The sequence below is a fragment of the Vibrio sp. Of7-15 genome (genome assembly GCF_022347565.1).
Lineage (GTDB): Bacteria > Pseudomonadota > Gammaproteobacteria > Enterobacterales > Vibrionaceae > NORP241.
Genome location: NZ_JAKRGH010000009.1, coordinates 72,060 through 90,253, shown reverse-complemented (window position 1 = coordinate 90,253; position 18,194 = coordinate 72,060). Strand labels below are relative to the sequence as shown.

Sequence of the window (18,194 nt, the reverse complement as noted above, 5' to 3'; positions counted from 1 at the left end):
ATGCTTACCCAGCTAAGGGATATAGTTGAACGTGTTGCAAGGGCGGATGATTTAAATCTAGCTCTTGAGATTTTAGTGAGTGCCACTTGCTCGGCAATGAACACAGAGTGCTGCTCTGTTTATATTGCTAATGACGAGCTGGATCGTTTAGATTTGATGGCAACTCAAGGCTTAGTTAAAAACGATAAATCTGTATCCCTTGGTTTTAATGAAGGTCTTGTTGGGCTCGTAAGCCGTACCGCAGAGCCATTAAACTTGGCAAATGCGTCTGCGCATTCTGAATTTAAACGGATGCCAGAGCTGGGTGAAGATGTTTTTCATTCATTTCTAGGTACTCCGATTATTCATCGCCGTAAAATTCTCGGTGTATTGGTGATTCAGCAACGCCAACAGCGTCAGTTTGATGAAATCGAAGAGTCTTTTCTTGTTACCCTTTCAGCTCAGCTTGCGGTTCTTTTTGCTCATACTAAATCGCAAGGTTTATGGCCCAAACAGACAGATCATGTCTCTCATTACACTGGTTTATCTGCGTCTTCTGGTGTCGCGATTGCTCCGATATGGTGGGATGATAATCAGCCGAAGTTAGAATCAGTTTGTCCTGCGTCCACTTTGGACGTGGATGATGAGCTTGAGCGTTTGTCTTTGGCTCTTGAGCTTGCCATGAATGATTTTCGTCGGTTACGCAAACGACTTGATAATGACATCAATAAAGAAACTCTTGCTATTTTCGACCTCTTTACCCATTTACTCAACGATCCCATGCTTCGTAAAGATCTTACCGCGCAAATTCAAAAGCGTGATAGGGCGGATTGGGCACTTAGGCAAGTAGTGGAGTCGTATTCAAGTCGATTTGCCAAAATGAGCGATGCTTACTTACGTGAAAGAGCACAGGACATCCGTGAGCTTGGGCAGCGTTTATTGTACTTTCTCTATAATGGTGAAGCTGTTGAGTGTGATTGGCAGCAACCAGTTATCCTTATTACGAGGGAGCTAACGGCCTCCATGTTAGCTAGTGTCTCTAAAGAGATGTTGGCCGCTGTGATTTCAATGGAGGGGGCTGCTAATTCTCATGCAGCCATCTTATCTCGTGCGCTAGGGATCCCAGCTGTTATGGGGGTAGATTTAAAGCCGGAAGCATTGCAGGGGAAACTTGCGGTTGTTGATGGCTATACTGGCGATCTTTATATCGAACCTGATGAGCAGATTATACGTGAATACCGCCAACTACAAAAAGAAGAGTTTGAATTATCTCGCTTAGTTGAAGGTCAATTAGATAAATCCACCTCAACCCAAGACGGGCAGAAAGTGGATTTATATTTGAATGCAGGTTTGAGTGCTGACAGTAATATTGCTTTCAACCGAGGTGTTGAAGGGGTAGGGTTATTCCGAACTGAAATCCCTTTTTTATTGCAACACCGTTTTCCCTCCGAAGAAGAACAAACTCAGCAGTACCGTGTTATTTTGTCTGCTTATCGTGACAAATCAGTTGTGATGAGAACCCTTGATGTAGGGGGAGATAAGCCTTTACCTTATTTGTCGGTTGATGAAGATAATCCTTTCCTAGGGTGGCGTGGGATCCGTTTTACTCTGGATCATCCTGATATTTTCCTGATGCAACTACGAGCCATGTTAAAAGCCAGTATTGGACTTGATAACATGGAAATCATGTTGCCAATGATATCTGGCATTAAAGAGTTGGATGATGCGCTTTTATTTATTGATCAGGCTTATGGGGAAGTCAGTGCATTAAGTAAAGTGCCTTTAAAGCGGCCAAAAGTAGGGATTATGGTCGAAGTTCCCTCCATTTTGTATTTATTGCCACAAGTTGCAGAGCGTGTCGACTTTATCTCTGTTGGTAGTAATGATTTAACGCAATATTTATTAGCGGTTGATCGGAACAATGCCCGGGTTTCTGATGTCTATGATGCTCTGCATCCTGCTGTGATAGCTGCACTAAAGCACATTATTGATGTTAGCCGTCGGTATAATTTACCGGTTTGCGTGTGCGGTGAGCTGGCGGGTGATCCGCTTGGTGCCATGTTGCTAGTTGGATTAGGCTATCGCTCATTGAGTATGAATACGTCAAATGTGGCTCGTATCAAATACATTCTTAGGCATACCTCGTCAGCAGAGCTTAGTCAGATTGCATTGCAAGCCAGTCAATGCAGTGTGGGAGACCATATTCGTATCATGATGGAGCAGTACATTGATAATAAAGGGTTGGGCGGTTTTATCCGTGCTGGAAAATAATAATGTTTGAATTGAGTTTGTGGCTGTTTGGAATGTGTTTTCTGCTTGGCAGCGTGGTTGGTGTAATGGCCGGGCTCTTGGGTATTGGCGGTGGGCTGCTGGTAGTGCCAGCACTAATGTGGCTATTACCTAGGGCAGGAATTGATCCTAATATTGTTATGCATATCGCGTTGGCGACGTCTTTGGCAAGCATCATTTTAACTTCAGGCTCCTCGGCGCTAAATCATGTGCGTTTAGGGAATGTTCAGTTTGACTTGATAAAAGGTTTGATTCCTGGTGTTGTCGTTGGTGGGCTCGTTGGCAGCTATATTGCGGAGCTTACACCAGTCGACTACTTACCCAAAGTCTTTGGTGTCATTGTGTTGTTACTCGCGGTGCAAATGCTATTGTCTATGAAAATATCCGCTACGAGAGAGATGCCCGGTATTGCCGGAAGTGCAATGAGTGGTGGTGTCATTGGTGTTGTTTCAAGCTTGGCTGGTATTGGTGGTGGCTCCCTAACGGTACCGTATCTTAGTATGCATGGCATCGAGATGCGTAAAGCTATTGGCAGCTCGTCATTGTGTGGTACTTTCATTGCGATTGCTGGAATGACTGGTTTTATTTTTCATGGTCTATCCGCAGAAAATTTACCTCAATTAAGTATTGGTTATGTATACCTACCAGCTTTAATTGGTATTGTCGCAACTTCAATGCTGACGACACGTTTTGGTGCTCGTTTAGCAACTCAGTTGCCGACTCCAACATTAAAAAAAGTGTTTGCTGTGTTTTTAATTTTCATTGGCAGCAAAATGTTTATTGGTTAATAGAGAAAAAATAATGACTCAGGGATTTCTTACCTTCCCACAGATTGATCCAATCTTAATTGAAATTGGTCCATTGGCGATTCGCTGGTATGGCTTAATGTATTTGTTTGGTTTTATGTTCGCACTTTGGTTGGCTAACCGTCGAGCAGATCGCCCAAATAGTGGTTGGACACGTGAACAAGTGAGTGACTTACTGTTTGCAGGTTTCTTAGGGGTAGTAATTGGGGGACGTGTTGGGTATGTCTTCTTCTATAATTTTGATCTGTTTTTAGATGATCCTTTATACCTATTTAAAGTGTGGACTGGTGGTATGTCTTTCCATGGGGGGTTATTAGGGGTGATCTGTGCCATGTTATGGTACGCCTATAAAAACCAACGAACGTTCTTCAGTGTTGCTGATTTTGTTGCTCCGTTAGTGCCTTTTGGCCTTGGTGCTGGCCGCTTAGGTAATTTTATGAACGGAGAGCTTTGGGGGCGTGTTACGGATGTGCCTTGGGCAATGGTGTTCCCAACAGGTGGTCCATTGCCGCGTCATCCATCTCAATTATATGAGTTTGCTTTAGAAGGTGTGGTTCTGTTCTTTATACTTAACTGGTTTGTACGTAGTCCACGTCCTGCGGGAGCGGCTTCAGGTTTGTTCTTATTTGGCTACGGCACGTTCCGCTTTTTAGTTGAGTATGTGCGAGAGCCTGATGCGCATTTAGGTCTGTTTGGTGACTTCATCAGTATGGGACAAATTCTCTCATTACCTATGGTGATTGGTGGTCTATTGCTGATTGGTTGGGCCTATAAACATAAACCAGGGCAAGCGAAAGCCTAATTCATTATCCCCTACGAGAAAAAGACGCTAAACTACAGCGTCTTTTTTTAGCTTTGAACATTGTGGGGAAGCCTTGGCATGAAGCAATACTTAGATTTGATGCAAGATATCGTATATAACGGTACCGATCGTGGTGATAGAACTGGCGTTGGTACACGCTCTGTATTTGGCCGTCAAATGCGTTTTGACCTCAGTGAAGGTTTTCCATTGCTAACCACCAAAAAGTTGTACACTCGCGCTATTATTCACGAGTTATTATGGTTTTTAAATGGTGATACGAACGTTAAATACCTGCAAGACAATAAAGTGACGATTTGGGATGAATGGGCAACAGAGGACGGTAGCTTAGGCCCTGTTTATGGCGCTCAATGGCGTTCATGGGCATGCCCTGATGGTTCGACAGTTGATCAGGTTTCAGAATTGATTGAGCAAATTAAAACGAAGCCTCATTCTCGTCGTCATATTATTTCTGCGTGGAATCCAGCCGATTTACCTGATGAAAGTCAAAGTCCACAGGCTAATGCTGAACAGGGAAAAATGGCATTGGCACCATGTCATTGTTTATTCCAGTTCTATGTGGCTGATGGCAAGCTATCATGTCAGTTATACCAGCGCAGTGCGGATTATTTCTTGGGTGTGCCATTTAATATTGCGAGCTACGCATTATTCACACACATGATTGCTCAGCAGTGTGATTTAGAAGTGGGTGACTTTGTACATACGTTTGGGGATGTTCATTTGTATTCAAATCATTTGAATGACGATATTGTTTTTGAACAACTAAAACGCCAGCCGGGTCAGACACCAAAGTTAGTGATTAAGCGTAAACCTGATTCTATTTTTGATTACAAATTAGAAGACTTTGAGATTGTTGGCTACGAGCCTCAACCAACAATTAAAGCACCTATTGCAATTTAAACAATATGGGCTTGGTTAAAATATTGAAGCAAGCCCTACTTTTAAGGTGTAAGGCTCAATGGTTTCTTCTTGAATAGTGTTTAATTATTCACTAATTAGATTTTTCGTAAATCGATACAAACTTTGGTGTTTTAGAGGTGTACTTCAACAGCCTGTTTATAGTTATCAAAGATAAGTTGTTTTGGTAACTGTGTCCCAATATAGGTATCTTTTGTAGATACAGATATATAAAATTGATTACTCTGTGGTTATTAGGTTCATCAGCTGTAAATTGAATTACCGTGGGGCTCATCATTATTTTTAGAATGATTGTGATATTTCAGTATCTATAAACATAATTTTTCGAATTCAAATTGTTTTAATACCCTCAAGCATGAGTTATTTTTTTGATTTGTCTGTCGCATTATAAGGGCCAACTGTTATGCGAAGAGTGCATTATTCTGTATAGTGTTTTATCTATGATCATGCTTTATAAGTCAGCTAGCTATATAACCCTTAGAAAAATGGTGCTCTTTTGGGGAGTAATCCACTGTTCTGATGATATATAGTTGGTTATGATTCCCTCCTTATTTAAGTTGTTGAATTTTAATGATTTTATTCTGCTTTGTATAGCTTTTCTTTTGTTGCTTGAATGTGAGACACTAATCTTTATGGTAGTTTAATGTTCATTTCCTGCTGTAAAAAGATGGTATGAAATCACTCTGTGTTAATTATGTTCTTACTTTGTTGAAAATTTTGGTTTTAAATGATACTTTTTTGGTTGACAGTTATGTCGTTAAAGGTTTTTTATCACTGGTATTAGTGATGTAGACTCTTAAGGTTGTGTTAGTCTGACTAGAGCCCTAATGTACTTAGGATAGCATTTGATGTTAGATTAAATAGTCAGTCTTTAGAGTCTGTGAAATACTAGGTTGTGATAATACACTGTATATTGAGGCTCTAATTATGGAAGAAAGTACACTATATTTCATTTTTAAAATCATCAACTCCCTTAAAAAGTACGTGTTCTTATTCAGCTTTCCTCTAGATAAAAATATTCAATAATAATTTAGGTATAAATTTCATATCAAAAAATTTTTAAACAGTAAAATATATTTATATTTTAAGTGCTTTTTAATTGTTAATAGTCGATTATGAGCAGGCCACCATTTTATAGATATAGGTACGATGGTAGTTATGAGCTATGAGCAAAGTTTTCCAGTTGGGCTTATAGCTGCTAGTTAAAACTATTAAGGTATAAATTGAACCCAAACTAAAATAATAGTCACTATGAAAAGTGTAAGGATTTAAGGTTAATACATGAGTGAATTTAACAATAGGATATTAGTGCTCGGAGGTAAGGATTACCACGTGGAGACGTTGAAGAAGCTCAAGGTCTCCTATTTCCAAGTTCAAATGAAGGACGATTTGACAGAGTTACAACTTAATAACGCAAGCGAGCTTATTATTGTTGAAAGCTTTGATGAAAGTAAAATTTTTGAGTTGGTTTCATCTTTAGCAAAGAGCGAAAGCTTTAGTGCTGTTGTTGCATTTGCGGAAACCCATCAAGAGCTGGGGGCTAAAATTGCTGAAGCATTGAATATAGCGTCTAATTGTTCAAAAGAAGCTGTCATTTTTTCATGTGATAAGCTTAAGATGAGAGAAAAATTAGCACAAAGTAATATGCGTCAAGCTAGGTTTATATCAGTAAAAAGCCAGAAAGATCTTGAAGTATTTTTAGAAGAGCTTAATAAACCAATTATTTTGAAACCGAGCAATTCATCGGGAAGTTTAGGAGTAGCTAAAGTTGATCTTACTAATTATAAACAAGCATATGCACGATTAAGTGAAACTTTTTCCGAACTTATTGCCGAAGAATTTATTGGTGGGCAAGAGTTTAGTATTGAGTGTTTGTCCAAGGAGGGGGAGCATGAATTGCTTGCTGTCACTGAAAAATTTACGACAGGTGCACCAGGTTTTATTGAGACAGGACATATGCAGCCTGCTCTTATCTCTCCCTCAGTAAGAGATGAAATTGAACGGGTTGTTTTTCAACTACTCACTACAATTGGGCATCAAACTGGTCCTAGCCATACAGAGCTAAAAGTCGAAGATAATCAAGTATATATTATTGAAACTCACGTGAGAAATGGGGGAGATAATATATGGGAGCTTACTCTATTAACCACAGGTTGTAATATGTTTGAAGAGATGTTCTGCCACTTATTATCTTTACCTCAGCCTTCTCGCAATAAGCAATTCGACAGTGTAGCAATACGATTTTTTATGCCAGATGAAGAGGTGAAAGATACTGAACTATTAGGAGAAAAATATCCACTATATAAAATTCATATGGAAGATCAGTTAGATGAAACTATTTCAGTTGCGAATAGTTCATGTGATAGAACTGGATATGCCATTTTTGCTGAAAATGACGAAAAAAAGATCAGGCAAGTCATGAGTGAACTCAATTATCTCAATAGTAAAAAAAGTGAAAGTATTGGTACTAAGTGGTAGTTTTTCTAGCTAACCTGATCTGCGGATAAAATTTGAACTAAACTCCCAAGTCGCGATCTGATCGTTTTACTAGAACAATAAATCGCAAGGATTTGAGAGTGATTAATTTAGAAACTATTTACACTGATGTTGATGATTTTTGCCTATTGTTTATAGCTCAATGGGAAAAACATCTTATCGAGTCATGATTAAAACAGCGTAGGCGCACCTCTAAATTATCAGTGAGGGAAGTGATGACGATAGTTATTGCTTTCCAGCGCTCTGGCTACCTCGACTTCAAAACATTCTATATTAATCATGTTGTTAAATATTGGTCTCAATATTTTTCTGTATTGGTTAGCTAACCTGAGATCGGTTTAAGCCATTGTCATTAATCCTGCTTTTCAAGAAAAGAAGCCGAGTATCAAGATTACTCGGCTTGAAAAGCAATATCTTATGCAGAGCTGAGGGAGTCCCCATTTCTTTCGATGTAAAAAAGCCCTTGCAGACAATCTGCAAGGGCTTTTTCTATTGTGTTTCGTTTTAGGCAGTAAGCGCTAGGATTGTTGCTGGTAGAGCAACGAATACAGCTGCTAAATAACCTGCAACTACTGCTTTGTTCTTAGTTGCCATATCAGCAATATAGAAAGCGCCTTTTAGTGGTAATTCACGTAGTACTGGAATACCAAAGATAAAGATTGTTGCCATTAGGTTGAAGGCTAAGTGTACTAGTGCAATTTGTAGAGCAAATACTGCAAACTCACCAGTTACTGCCGTTGCTGCTAGTAGAGCGGTAATACATGTACCGATGTTCGCACCTAGAGTGAATGGGTAAACTTCACGTACTTTTAGTACACCTGTGCCCACTAGTGGAACCATTAGACTTGTTGTTGTAGAAGACGATTGAACAAGAATCGTAACAACTGAGCCTGATGCGATACCGTGGATAGGACCACGACCGATGGCATTTTTAAGAATTTCACGTGCACGGCCAACCATTAAGCTTTTCATCAATTTGCCCATTACGGTAATGGCAATGAAGATAATGGTGATACCTAAGCCAATCATGATCAAGCCGCCAGCTGTGTCACCAAATGTCGCTAGTGGTTCTTTAATCGCACTTACAACCGGTTTTGTGATTGGTTTGATAAAGTTAAAGCTCTTAATGCTCATGTCACCAGCATTTAGCATTGGTGATACTAACCAGTGTGAAATCTTCTCTAAAATGCCAAACATCATTTCTAGAGGGAGGAAGATAATCACAGCCAGCAGGTTAAAGAAATCGTGGATCGTTGCACTTGCAAACGCACGTCGGAATTCTTCTTTACAACGAACATGGCCAAGGCTGACTAACGTATTGGTCACGGTAGTACCAATGTTGGCACCCATGATCATCGGAATAGCCGTTTCAACAGGTAAGCCACCTGCAACTAAACCAACAATGATAGAGGTTACTGTACTTGAAGACTGAATTAAGGCAGTAGCAACTAAGCCAATCATTAGTCCTGCAACAGGGTGAGAGGCAAATTCAAACAGTGTTTTGGCTTGTTCGCCTACAGACCATTTAAAGCCAGTACCTACCATAGATACAGCAAGCAGTAATAAATAAAGCATGAACGCTAGGTTTGCCCAGCGAACCCAGCGCATAGAGCTGTTGATTGGTGCAGCAGTCGTAGCTTGGGTATTCATAAAGTATATCTCCGTGACCGAAATTGGTTTACGTCGGTTTGTTTAAGCTGCTGCGATAGTAGATAAGGTTTATTTCAGAAATATGACAGTCCATGTCATATTTGAAAAAGTAGGGGGTAGGATAAAAAAAGAGTTTGTAATTATTCGTTGACGGAATGGGCTAGTTTGCTGATTTATTTGTATTTTTATTGCCTTTGATAGTGCTAAGTTAAATGTCTTTATTGAGCTTATAATCTGGTTTTTTTTCAGTTTTTTTTCCTTTATTTAAATTTCTTTGTCATATAACCGAAGTTTAGTAACGGATATAACGAAGTTTTTTCTTTTTTATATCGGTTTTTCCGATGGTTGCTATCCAAAGTTCCGATTTTTCAGAGATGTGAATTAGCAGCTACACTGAATATCATGGTTGGAAATAACAATAATAAAGGAAGCCAGTAATGACAGAAGCAATGCGCCAGTTTCTAAAACTGGAATCAGCAGGCGGGATTGTATTAATCATCGCAGCTGTCTTTGCCATGATATTAGCGAATAGTCCATTTAATGTTATATATGAAGGCTTCCTTGCTACTCCAGTGACAATGGGAGTAGGCGCTTTACTTATTGATAAGCCATTATTGTTGTGGATTAATGATGGTTTAATGGCCGTTTTCTTTTTGCTAATTGGTCTTGAAGTAAAAAGAGAACTTCTTGATGGTGCACTCGCGAGTAAAGAACAAGCCATTTTCCCTGCTATTGCTGCAGTTGGTGGTATGGTTGCGCCAGCTCTTGTTTACCTTATTTTTAATGGAGCTGATGAAATATCGCGTCAGGGGTGGGCAATTCCTGCTGCAACGGATATCGCGTTTGCTCTTGGTATTATGGCTTTATTGGGCAACCGTGTCCCAGTTAGCTTGAAAATCTTTTTATTAGCGCTTGCCATTATTGATGATCTTGGGGTCATCGTCATTATTGCGCTTTTCTATAGTGGTGAGTTGTCTGCAACAGCGCTGAGTGTTGCATTTGCATCTTTTTTAACTCTACTGTTCATGAACTACCGACATGTCACCAAAATTTCTTGGTACGTCGTCGTGGGCATCATTATGTGGGTGAGTGTTTTAAAATCAGGGGTGCATGCCACATTAGCTGGGGTACTTCTAGGCTTTGTGATCCCATTACAAGGTAAAGAGGGCGGTCCTTCTCCATTAAGAAAAATGGAACACTCGCTTCATGGCTATGTTGCTTTTGCTATTTTGCCTTTATTTGCTTTCGCTAATGCAGGGGTATCTCTTGAAGGTGTGTCGTTTAGCGCACTGACTGACATGCTTCCTTTAGGTATTGCGTTGGGACTATTTATTGGGAAGCCCCTTGGTATTTTTACTTTTAGTTGGATATCGGTGAAATTGGGTTGGGCGAAGCTGCCTGATGGAATGGGGTTTGATCATATTTTTGCTGTGTCAGTGTTATGTGGTATTGGTTTTACCATGTCGATGTTCATCTCGTCACTGGCGTTTGAATTTGCTGCATTAGAGTACGGTACGTATTCAAGGCTTGGTATTTTAATTGGGTCCACGTCATCCGCATTACTGGGCTATTGGTTGTTAAGTCGTTCTCTACCTAAAACACGAGAAGGTGAAATAAATGAATAAAATGATCATGTCTGTCGGTTTGCTAATGTTTTCTATTACGGCGATGGCGAATGATGAACAATACCAGCACTGTTTCACCGATACTGATGAGAGTGAAATTTGCCAAGCGTATTTGACTGGCATGGCAAAAGGACTAGAGATTAATAGCTCACCGGCTAAATTGGCACAGCTAGAAGATGAAGCTCAAAATAATTTCTTATCACGTGCTTTAGAGCAGCGTGTTGGTGAAAGATACCGTAAAACGATTTCAAGTTCAGAAGAATCATTATAAATAGCTGATTTACCAGCTTGAAGGCTCTAACCTATCTAGCGTAAGCTTAGGGGTTGGAGCTTTTTTGTATTGGGTAGTCATGTCTCATCTTAACTATAACCACCTTTATTACTTTTGGATGGTTTGCAAACAAGGATCAGTAACCAAAGCGGCAGATGCTTTATTCCTGACCCCACAAACTGTTACTGGTCAAATAAAGGCCTTAGAAGAGCGCCTTGATGGCAAATTAACAAAGCGTAATGGTCGAAATATTGAGCCGACGGAACTTGGCCAGCTAGTGTATAAATACGCCGATCGTATGTTTGGTTTAAGCTATGAAATGCTTGATATTGTTAATTATAGCCAGCGTGCCAATGTATTATTAGATGTTGGTGTGGCAGACGCCTTATCAAAACGCTTGGTCAGTAAAATTTTGCTTAAAGCTGTTCCTGATGATAACAGCATCCACTTACGCTGCTTTGAATCAACTCACGAATTGTTGTTAGAACGTCTATCACAGCATAAGTTAGATATGATCTTGTCGGATTGCCCGGTTGATTCTGCACAAAGCCCAGGTTTATTTAGTAAAAAGCTAGGTGAATCCCGAATGAGCTTCTTTTGCTCTCACTCTGTAGATCCTCAATCTTTTCCTGCTATTTTAGAACAAAAGAAATTGCTTGTACCAGGCAGCCGCACTTCGATGGGGCGTAAGTTAATGCAATGGTTTGATCAGCAAGGCGTTCAGCCAAATATTTTAGGGGAGTTTGATGATGCGGCATTAATGAAAGCATTTGGTCGTTATCACGACGCTATTTTTGTTGCCCCTTCTTTGTATTTAAAACAAGCCAGTGAAGATCGCCCTTTACATCCTGTAGGAAGAGTGACGGATTTAAAAGAAGAGTATTATGTGATTTTTGCAGAGCGCATGATTCAACATCCATCTGTTAAGAGCCTGTGTGAGGCTGATTTTAGTGCATTATTCGATGGTTAGCGTAACATTTATGACATAAGGAGATGAATCGTCGAGACAATTCCCTAATTTCACGTTAACATTAAGTAAATTAGAATAATCTGAACTAAAGGCTGTCTTTATGGATTTACAACAAATGAAGCAAAATGCTGCCCCAGCAGTAGTGTTGCTAAAGGCCATGGCGAACGAACGCAGGCTATTTATTTTATGTTACCTATTAGATGGTGAAATGTCGGTTGGCTTGATGAGTGAAAAGTTAGAGTTGAGTCAATCAGCTTTGTCTCAACATTTAGCTTGGCTACGCCGTGATGGCTTGGTTGAAACACGGAAAGAAGCTCAGACGGTTTATTACTCATTAAAAAGTGATGAAGTGAAAGCAATGATCCAGTTACTTCATGATTTGTATTGTAAATAGACGCCGTTTGCTGAAATGTAGATATAAAAAAACCGGCCTGAGCCGGTTTTTTCTACTTTTATCTCAGTGCTAAATTAAAGCGCTTTGATTGCAGTAGTGAAGCGAGACTTATGACGCGCAGCTTTATTCTTATGAATAAGGCCTTTAGTTGCCATACGGTCTAGGATAGGTGTAACTACAGCTAGAGCAGCAGTTGCAGCTTCTTTATCGCCAGCTTCGATTGCAGCGATAGTTTTTTTCATGTAAGTGCGCATCATTGAGCGACGGCTAGCGTTGTGCTGGCGACGTTTCTCAGCTTGGATAGCACGCTTCTTAGCAGATTTACTATTTGCCAAGGGTCTAACTCCCAAAATTCGGTCAGTGACAATTTAAGGCCGAGGAATATGCCTCTTTCCACCCTAAAAGTCAAATGATTTGTGCAAAATACCGCCGCCACCAAACAAATCTTGGTGATAACGGATCAACACGGTTAAGATGGCGTGCATTCTACCAGTATTTTTTGCGTTAGTAACCTTTAGTGTTCATCTTTTATGAGGTTTTTTGTGAGTAATCGTCTTTTACGGTCAGGCATGATAGTCAGTATCATGACTTTAGTCTCTCGTGTCCTAGGTTTAGCAAGAGATGTTGTGGTTGCAAACTTAATGGGAGCTGGGGCTGCGGCCGATGTTTTTTTCTTCGCGAATAAAATCCCTAATTTCTTGCGCCGTCTTTTTGCTGAAGGGGCATTTGCTCAAGCTTTTGTGCCTGTATTAACGGAATATCACGCCTCTGGTGATATGGACAAAACTCGACAGCTGATTGCTAAGGCCTCAGGGACATTGGGCGTGATTGTGTCGATTGTTACGTTACTAGGAGTTTTAGGATCTGGTGTCGTGACAGCGCTATTTGGCGCTGGCTGGTTTATTGATTGGTTAAATGACGGACCTAACAGTGAGAAGTTCGTTCTGGCCAGTGTAATGTTGAAGATTACGTTTCCTTATTTGTGGTTTATTACCTTTGTTGCGCTGTCTGGGGCCATTTTAAACACACTAGGCCGCTTTGCCGTTTCTTCTTTTACGCCAGTTTTTTTGAATGTGGCCATTATAGGTGCGGCAGTATTTATTTCTCCTAATTTGGCTCAGCCTGAAATTGGCTTAGCGATCGGTGTGTTTCTAGGGGGATTAATTCAGTTTTTATTCCAAATTCCCTTCCTTATTAAAGAGCGTGTTTTTGTTAAGCCACAGTGGGGTTGGAGTGACCCAGGGGTTGTTAAAATTCGCACTTTAATGATCCCTGCTTTATTTGGGGTGTCGGTTAGTCAGATTAATTTATTGTTTGATACCTTTATTGCTAGTTTTTTAGCTACAGGCTCAATTAGTTGGCTGTATTATTCGGATCGCTTACTGGAGTTCCCTTTAGGGCTATTTGGTATTGCCATTGCAACGGTCATTCTTCCTGCCTTATCTAGAAAACATGTTGACGCGCATAGCCAAGGATTTTCACAAACTATGGATTGGGGCGTGCGTATGGTGTTATTACTTGGTTTGCCAGCCATGCTAGGGTTAATGCTGTTGGCAAAACCTATGCTGATGGTGTTGTTCATGCGGGGTGAGTTTAGCCCTGATGATGTATCAAAAGCCTCAATGTCTTTGTTAGCGTACGCTTCTGGTTTGCTGAACTTTATGTTAATTAAGGTTCTGGCTCCTGGTTACTATGCTCGTCAAGATACAAAAACTCCGGTTCGTTATGGCATTATTGCTATGGCGTCGAATATGGTTTTTAATGCGATCTTTGCGTATTTTTACGGTTATGTCGGTCTAGCTATTGCCACTGCATTATCGGCTTTGGTCAATGCTACATTATTATACCGAGGTTTACATTTAGCTGAGGTATATCGTGTGTCGGCTCAGACGTTGATGTTTGTTGTTAAGTTGGTATTAGCAGGAATTAGTATGAGTGCTGTGGTCTATTGGATTTTGCCTGAAATGGCAATATGGCTCGACTGGTCATTAATGGAGCGAGTATCGACTTTGACGGGCTTAATTGCGTTAGGGGCTGGTGTATATTTAATCACACTGCTCATTTTAGGGGTTAGATTACGCCATCTTCGTACAGAAGGCTGACCACAGGCGACGAGTAGTATATAATTTGTCGGTTTTTTGTCTCCACTACCAGTGAAAAGCAAAATGGAATTAATCCGAGGTATTCATAATCTCAACTCAGCCCACCGTGGTTGTGTGTTAACTATTGGTAATTTTGACGGTGTTCATTTAGGGCATCAGGAAGTATTACAACAGGTTACCGAAAAAGCAGCGCAATTAGGGTTGCCATCAGTTGTGATGACATTTGAGCCACAACCTTTGGAGTTGTTTGCTGGAGAAAAAGCGCCTGCTCGTTTAACTCGTTTCAGAGATAAATACGTGCAGTTAAGCCGCTTAGGACTAGATCGCTTATTGTGCGTTAACTTTAATGCTGAATTTGCTCATTTAACGGCAGAGGACTTTGTTCATCGCTTGTTGGTTGAGCGTTTGGGTGTTAAGTTTCTGGTAGTGGGTGATGATTTCTGCTTTGGTCGTGGCCGAAAGGGTAGTTTTGCTATGCTACAAGAAGCTGGCTTGAAAGCGGGCTTTGAGGTGGTGAGTACACAAAGTTTTTGTGTTTCGGAATCTCGTGTGAGCAGTACTGCCATTCGCCAAGCATTAGCAGAAGATAATTTAAATTACGCCGCTTCTATGCTGGGCCGCACTTATAGTGTCAGTGGCCGAGTGTCTCATGGACAAAAGCTCGGGCGAACCATCGGTTTCCCGACAGCAAATATCCCGTTGAAACGACGAGTTTCTCCCGTTTCTGGAGTATACGTTGTTCAAGTTAAAGGGCTAAAAGAAGCTCCAGTAGGAGGAGTGGCAAACATTGGCAATCGTCCCACAGTAAATGGCGTGCGTCAGCAGTTAGAAGTTCATCTATTTGATTATCAAGGTGACTTATATGGTCAGCAACTTGATGTTGAACTTCTGCATAAATTGCGTGATGAGAAGAAATTTGACTCTTTTGACGCTCTGAAAAATCAAATTGAATTTGATGCACAGGCGGCTCGGGTGTGGCTGTCTGGTGCAAATAATGTCTAACTTCGCCCAAGTAACGGAATTAAGAATCAATGACTGACTATAAAGATACCCTGAATTTACCTGAAACAGGGTTTCCGATGCGCGGCAACCTGGCTAAACGTGAGCCTGAGATGCTTAAGCGTTGGTACGATGAAGATCTTTACGGTGAAATCCGCAAAGCTAAGAAAGGTAAAAAATCTTTCGTATTACACGATGGCCCTCCATATGCCAACGGTGATATTCACATTGGTCACGCGCTAAATAAGATTCTTAAAGACATTATTATTAAGTCAAAGACTCTATCTGGTTTCGATTCTCCTTATATTCCTGGTTGGGACTGTCACGGTCTGCCAATTGAATTAATGGTAGAAAAAAAGTGGGGCAAACCGGGTCGTAAATTAACGCCTGCTGAGTTCCGCGAAAAATGCCGTGAGTACGCTGCGGGTCAAGTGGAAGGTCAAAAAGAAAGCTTCATTCGTCTAGGTGTGTTGGGTGAGTGGGATAAGCCTTACCGCACAATGGACTTTGATACAGAAGCAAACATTATCCGTTCTTTAGGTAAAATTGCAGATAAAGGCCATTTACTTAAAGGTTTCAAACCTGTTCACTGGTGTACAGACTGTGGTTCTGCACTTGCTGAAGCTGAAGTTGAATACCAAGATAAAGTTTCACCATCTATTGACGTGAAATTTAAAGCGGCGGATGAAGACGCTGTAGTTGCTAAATTTAACTGTACCGAAGATCACCAAGGCCAAGGTGATGTTTCCATTGTTATTTGGACAACAACGCCATGGACACTTCCTGCTAACCGTGCCGTTGCTGTGCGTGATGATCTTGAGTACGCACTTGTTCAAGTTGAAGGAGACAATCCTCAGCGCTTGATCGTTGCTTCTGAGCTTGCAAAAGATGTGATGGATCGTGCTGGTATCGAGCACTTCCACAACCTTGGTTTCTGTAAAGGTGCTGATCTAGAACTTTCACGTTTTAATCACCCATTCTACAGCTTTGATGTGCCAGTAATTCTTGGTGATCACGTAACCACTGAATCTGGTACAGGTTGTGTACATACAGCCCCTGGTCATGGTCAAGAAGATTTCGCGGTTGGTCAAAAGTACAAATTGGAAGTGGCTAACCCAGTAGGCAGTAACGGTGTTTATTTGCCTGATACTGAACTATTTGCGGGTCAGCACGTATTTAAAGCGAATGATGCGGTTGTAGAAACGCTAAAAGAGCATGGTGCATTACTTCACCACCACGCTTACGAGCACAGTTACCCACATTGTTGGAGACACAAAACACCAATTATCTTCCGTGCGACACCACAGTGGTTTATCTCTATGGATAAAGCTGGCCTGCGTGCTAAAGCATTAGAAGAAATTAAGAGTGTTGAGTGGATGCCTGAATGGGGCCAAAGCCGTATTGAAGGTATGGTTGAAGGTCGTCCAGAGTGGTGTATTTCTCGTCAGCGTACTTGGGGCGTACCAATCGCTTTATTTGTACATAAAGAAACACAAGAACTTCACCCAAACAGCAGCGAGTTAATTGAAAAAGTTGCTAAGTTGGTTGAAGAAAAAGGCATTCAAGCATGGTGGGATGTGGATCCTGCTGAATTAATGGGTGAAGAAGACGCAGCTCATTATGAAAAAGTACTTGATACTTTAGACGTGTGGTTCGACTCTGGTGTAACGCACCACTCAGTAGTTGATAGTCGTGAAGAGTACAATGGTAACTCTGCGGATCTTTACCTTGAAGGTTCAGACCAACACCGCGGTTGGTTCCAATCATCTTTGATTTCATCAGTGGCGATGAAAGATGAAGCGCCATACAAGCAAGTATTAACACACGGTTTCGTTGTTGATGGTCAAGGCCGTAAAATGTCGAAATCAGTAGGTAATGTTGTTGCACCAAAAGACGTAACAAACAAACTGGGTGCTGATATTCTTCGCCTATGGGTTGCATCAACCGATTACACAAATGAAGTTGCGGTATCTGATGAAATCCTGAAGCGTTCTGCTGATGCGTACCGTCGTATTCGTAATACAGCTCGTTTCTTCCTAGCTAACTTAAGTGGCTTTAACCCAGCTACAGATTTAGTGGCTCCCGAAGACATGGTGGCACTGGATCGTTGGGCTGTTGGTCGTGCATTAGCGGCACAAGAAGAGATCATTAAGTCGTACGATGCTTACAACCTACATGAAGTAACGCAGCGTTTGATGCACTTCTGCTCTGTAGAGATGGGCTCTTTCTACTTAGATGTGATTAAAGATCGCCAATATACTGCAAAACAAGGTGGTCACGCACAACGTAGCTGTCAAACGGCACTGTACTACATTGTTGAAGCTTTGGTTCGCTGGATGGCTCCGATCATGTCGTTCACTGCGGATGAAATCTGGAATGAAATGCCAGGTGAGCGCGATAAGTTTGTATTTACAGGTGAGTGGTTCGACGGGCTGTTTGGTCTTGCTGGTGAAGAAACACTGAATGATGAATTCTGGGCTGAGATCCAGCAAGTTCGTGGTGCAGTAAACAAACTTCTTGAAGCGGCTCGTAACGATAAAGTTATCGGTGGTGCATTACAAGCTGAGGTGACTATTCACGCGAATGCTGAGTTAGCGGCTAAGCTAAACAGTCTTGAAGATGAACTGCGTTTTGTATTGTTAACATCAAAAGCTGAAGTTGTTGTGGTAGAAGCAAAACCAGCTGACGCACAAGAAACCGATGTGGAAGGCTTGTTTGTTACCGTGAAAGCGTCTGATGCAGCGAAATGTGATCGTTGTTGGCACCATGTGGCAGACGTCGGTACTATCGAAGGTCATGAAGAAATCTGTGGCCGTTGTGTGTCTAATGTTGAAGGTGACGGTGAAACCCGTCAGTTTGCTTAATGGCAGGTGCT

At 41.2% G+C, this 18,194-nt stretch carries 14 protein-coding genes; 12 read left to right on the top strand and 2 right to left on the bottom strand.

What is annotated here, in order from left to right:
- From ptsP to MHO82_RS11970, 5 genes are all read left to right on the top strand, one after another.
- Entirely contained in the window at positions 1-2,250 is a 2,250-nt protein-coding gene (gene ptsP, locus MHO82_RS11990; protein WP_239184183.1) for a phosphoenolpyruvate--protein phosphotransferase, read from the top strand.
- 2 nt (positions 2,251-2,252) lie between these two features.
- A complete protein-coding gene (locus MHO82_RS11985) occupies positions 2,253-3,056 on the top strand; it encodes a sulfite exporter TauE/SafE family protein (RefSeq protein WP_239184182.1) in 804 nt (267 codons plus the stop codon).
- Between the two features lie 13 nt (positions 3,057-3,069).
- Positions 3,070-3,876: a prolipoprotein diacylglyceryl transferase gene (lgt, locus tag MHO82_RS11980; RefSeq protein WP_239184181.1), complete on the top strand. Its 807-nt coding sequence runs from the start codon at positions 3,070-3,072 to the stop codon at positions 3,874-3,876.
- Between the two features lie 78 nt (positions 3,877-3,954).
- Positions 3,955-4,794: a thymidylate synthase gene (locus tag MHO82_RS11975; protein ID WP_239184180.1), complete on the top strand. Its 840-nt coding sequence runs from the start codon at positions 3,955-3,957 to the stop codon at positions 4,792-4,794.
- Positions 4,795-6,093: 1,299 nt separating this feature from the next.
- The gene (locus tag MHO82_RS11970; RefSeq protein ID WP_239184179.1) at positions 6,094-7,290 is read left to right on the top strand and encodes an ATP-grasp domain-containing protein; all 1,197 of its coding nucleotides are present in this window, start codon (positions 6,094-6,096) and stop codon (positions 7,288-7,290) included.
- 522 nt (positions 7,291-7,812) lie between these two features.
- Here MHO82_RS11970 and MHO82_RS11965 read toward each other — a convergent pair.
- Entirely contained in the window at positions 7,813-8,958 is a 1,146-nt protein-coding gene (locus MHO82_RS11965) for a Na/Pi symporter (RefSeq protein WP_239184178.1), read from the bottom strand.
- Between the two features lie 437 nt (positions 8,959-9,395).
- Between MHO82_RS11965 and nhaA the strand changes: the two genes are divergently transcribed.
- The 4 genes from nhaA to MHO82_RS11945 all read left to right on the top strand — a co-directional run bounded on the left by nhaA (position 9,396) and on the right by MHO82_RS11945 (position 12,218).
- Positions 9,396-10,583 (top strand): Na+/H+ antiporter NhaA, encoded by a 1,188-nt coding sequence (gene nhaA, locus MHO82_RS11960; RefSeq protein WP_239184177.1) that lies wholly within the window; start codon positions 9,396-9,398, stop codon positions 10,581-10,583.
- On the top strand, positions 10,576-10,854 hold the full coding sequence (locus MHO82_RS11955) for a hypothetical protein (RefSeq protein WP_239184176.1): 279 nt from the start codon (positions 10,576-10,578) through the stop codon (positions 10,852-10,854). Before nhaA ends, MHO82_RS11955 begins: the two co-directional genes overlap by 8 nt.
- A 79-nt stretch (positions 10,855-10,933) precedes the next feature.
- Entirely contained in the window at positions 10,934-11,824 is an 891-nt protein-coding gene (nhaR, locus tag MHO82_RS11950; RefSeq protein WP_239184175.1) for a transcriptional activator NhaR, read from the top strand.
- A gap of 100 nt (positions 11,825-11,924) precedes the next feature.
- On the top strand, positions 11,925-12,218 hold the full coding sequence (locus tag MHO82_RS11945; RefSeq protein ID WP_239184174.1) for a metalloregulator ArsR/SmtB family transcription factor: 294 nt from the start codon (positions 11,925-11,927) through the stop codon (positions 12,216-12,218).
- A gap of 74 nt (positions 12,219-12,292) precedes the next feature.
- On the opposite strand, the gene rpsT is transcribed toward MHO82_RS11945, so the two are convergent.
- Positions 12,293-12,553 carry a 30S ribosomal protein S20 gene (rpsT, locus tag MHO82_RS11940; RefSeq protein ID WP_239184173.1) on the bottom strand — a complete coding sequence of 87 codons (261 nt, stop codon included), beginning with the start codon at positions 12,551-12,553 and terminating at the stop codon, positions 12,293-12,295.
- A 207-nt stretch (positions 12,554-12,760) separates the two neighbouring features.
- Between rpsT and murJ the strand changes: the two genes are divergently transcribed.
- The 3 genes from murJ (at position 12,761) to ileS (ending at position 18,183) form a co-directional block, all read left to right on the top strand.
- Positions 12,761-14,320: a murein biosynthesis integral membrane protein MurJ gene (murJ, locus tag MHO82_RS11935; RefSeq protein ID WP_343299965.1), complete on the top strand. Its 1,560-nt coding sequence runs from the start codon at positions 12,761-12,763 to the stop codon at positions 14,318-14,320.
- A 63-nt stretch (positions 14,321-14,383) separates the two neighbouring features.
- Positions 14,384-15,322 (top strand): bifunctional riboflavin kinase/FAD synthetase, encoded by a 939-nt coding sequence (gene ribF, locus MHO82_RS11930; protein ID WP_239184171.1) that lies wholly within the window; start codon positions 14,384-14,386, stop codon positions 15,320-15,322.
- A 29-nt stretch (positions 15,323-15,351) separates the two neighbouring features.
- Entirely contained in the window at positions 15,352-18,183 is a 2,832-nt protein-coding gene (ileS, locus tag MHO82_RS11925; RefSeq protein ID WP_239184170.1) for an isoleucine--tRNA ligase, read from the top strand.
- Positions 18,184-18,194 lie beyond the last annotated feature (11 nt).

What these genes read in the sequence shown, in the direction of transcription:
- MHO82_RS11985 (WP_239184182.1), top strand. Translation starts at nt 2,253, where the DNA reads ATGTTTGAATTGAGTTTGTGGCTGTTTGGAATGTGTTTTCTGCTTGGC.
- MHO82_RS11970 (WP_239184179.1), top strand. Translation starts at nt 6,094, where the DNA reads ATGAGTGAATTTAACAATAGGATATTAGTGCTCGGAGGTAAGGATTAC.
- lgt (WP_239184181.1), top strand. Translation starts at nt 3,070, where the DNA reads ATGACTCAGGGATTTCTTACCTTCCCACAGATTGATCCAATCTTAATT.
- MHO82_RS11945 (WP_239184174.1), top strand. Translation starts at nt 11,925, where the DNA reads ATGGATTTACAACAAATGAAGCAAAATGCTGCCCCAGCAGTAGTGTTG.
- MHO82_RS11965 (WP_239184178.1), bottom strand. Translation starts at nt 8,958, where the DNA reads ATGAATACCCAAGCTACGACTGCTGCACCAATCAACAGCTCTATGCGC.
- ptsP (WP_239184183.1), top strand. Translation starts at nt 1, where the DNA reads ATGCTTACCCAGCTAAGGGATATAGTTGAACGTGTTGCAAGGGCGGAT.
- ileS (WP_239184170.1), top strand. Translation starts at nt 15,352, where the DNA reads ATGACTGACTATAAAGATACCCTGAATTTACCTGAAACAGGGTTTCCG.
- ribF (WP_239184171.1), top strand. Translation starts at nt 14,384, where the DNA reads ATGGAATTAATCCGAGGTATTCATAATCTCAACTCAGCCCACCGTGGT.
- nhaR (WP_239184175.1), top strand. Translation starts at nt 10,934, where the DNA reads ATGTCTCATCTTAACTATAACCACCTTTATTACTTTTGGATGGTTTGC.
- MHO82_RS11975 (WP_239184180.1), top strand. Translation starts at nt 3,955, where the DNA reads ATGAAGCAATACTTAGATTTGATGCAAGATATCGTATATAACGGTACC.
- nhaA (WP_239184177.1), top strand. Translation starts at nt 9,396, where the DNA reads ATGACAGAAGCAATGCGCCAGTTTCTAAAACTGGAATCAGCAGGCGGG.
- MHO82_RS11955 (WP_239184176.1), top strand. Translation starts at nt 10,576, where the DNA reads ATGAATAAAATGATCATGTCTGTCGGTTTGCTAATGTTTTCTATTACG.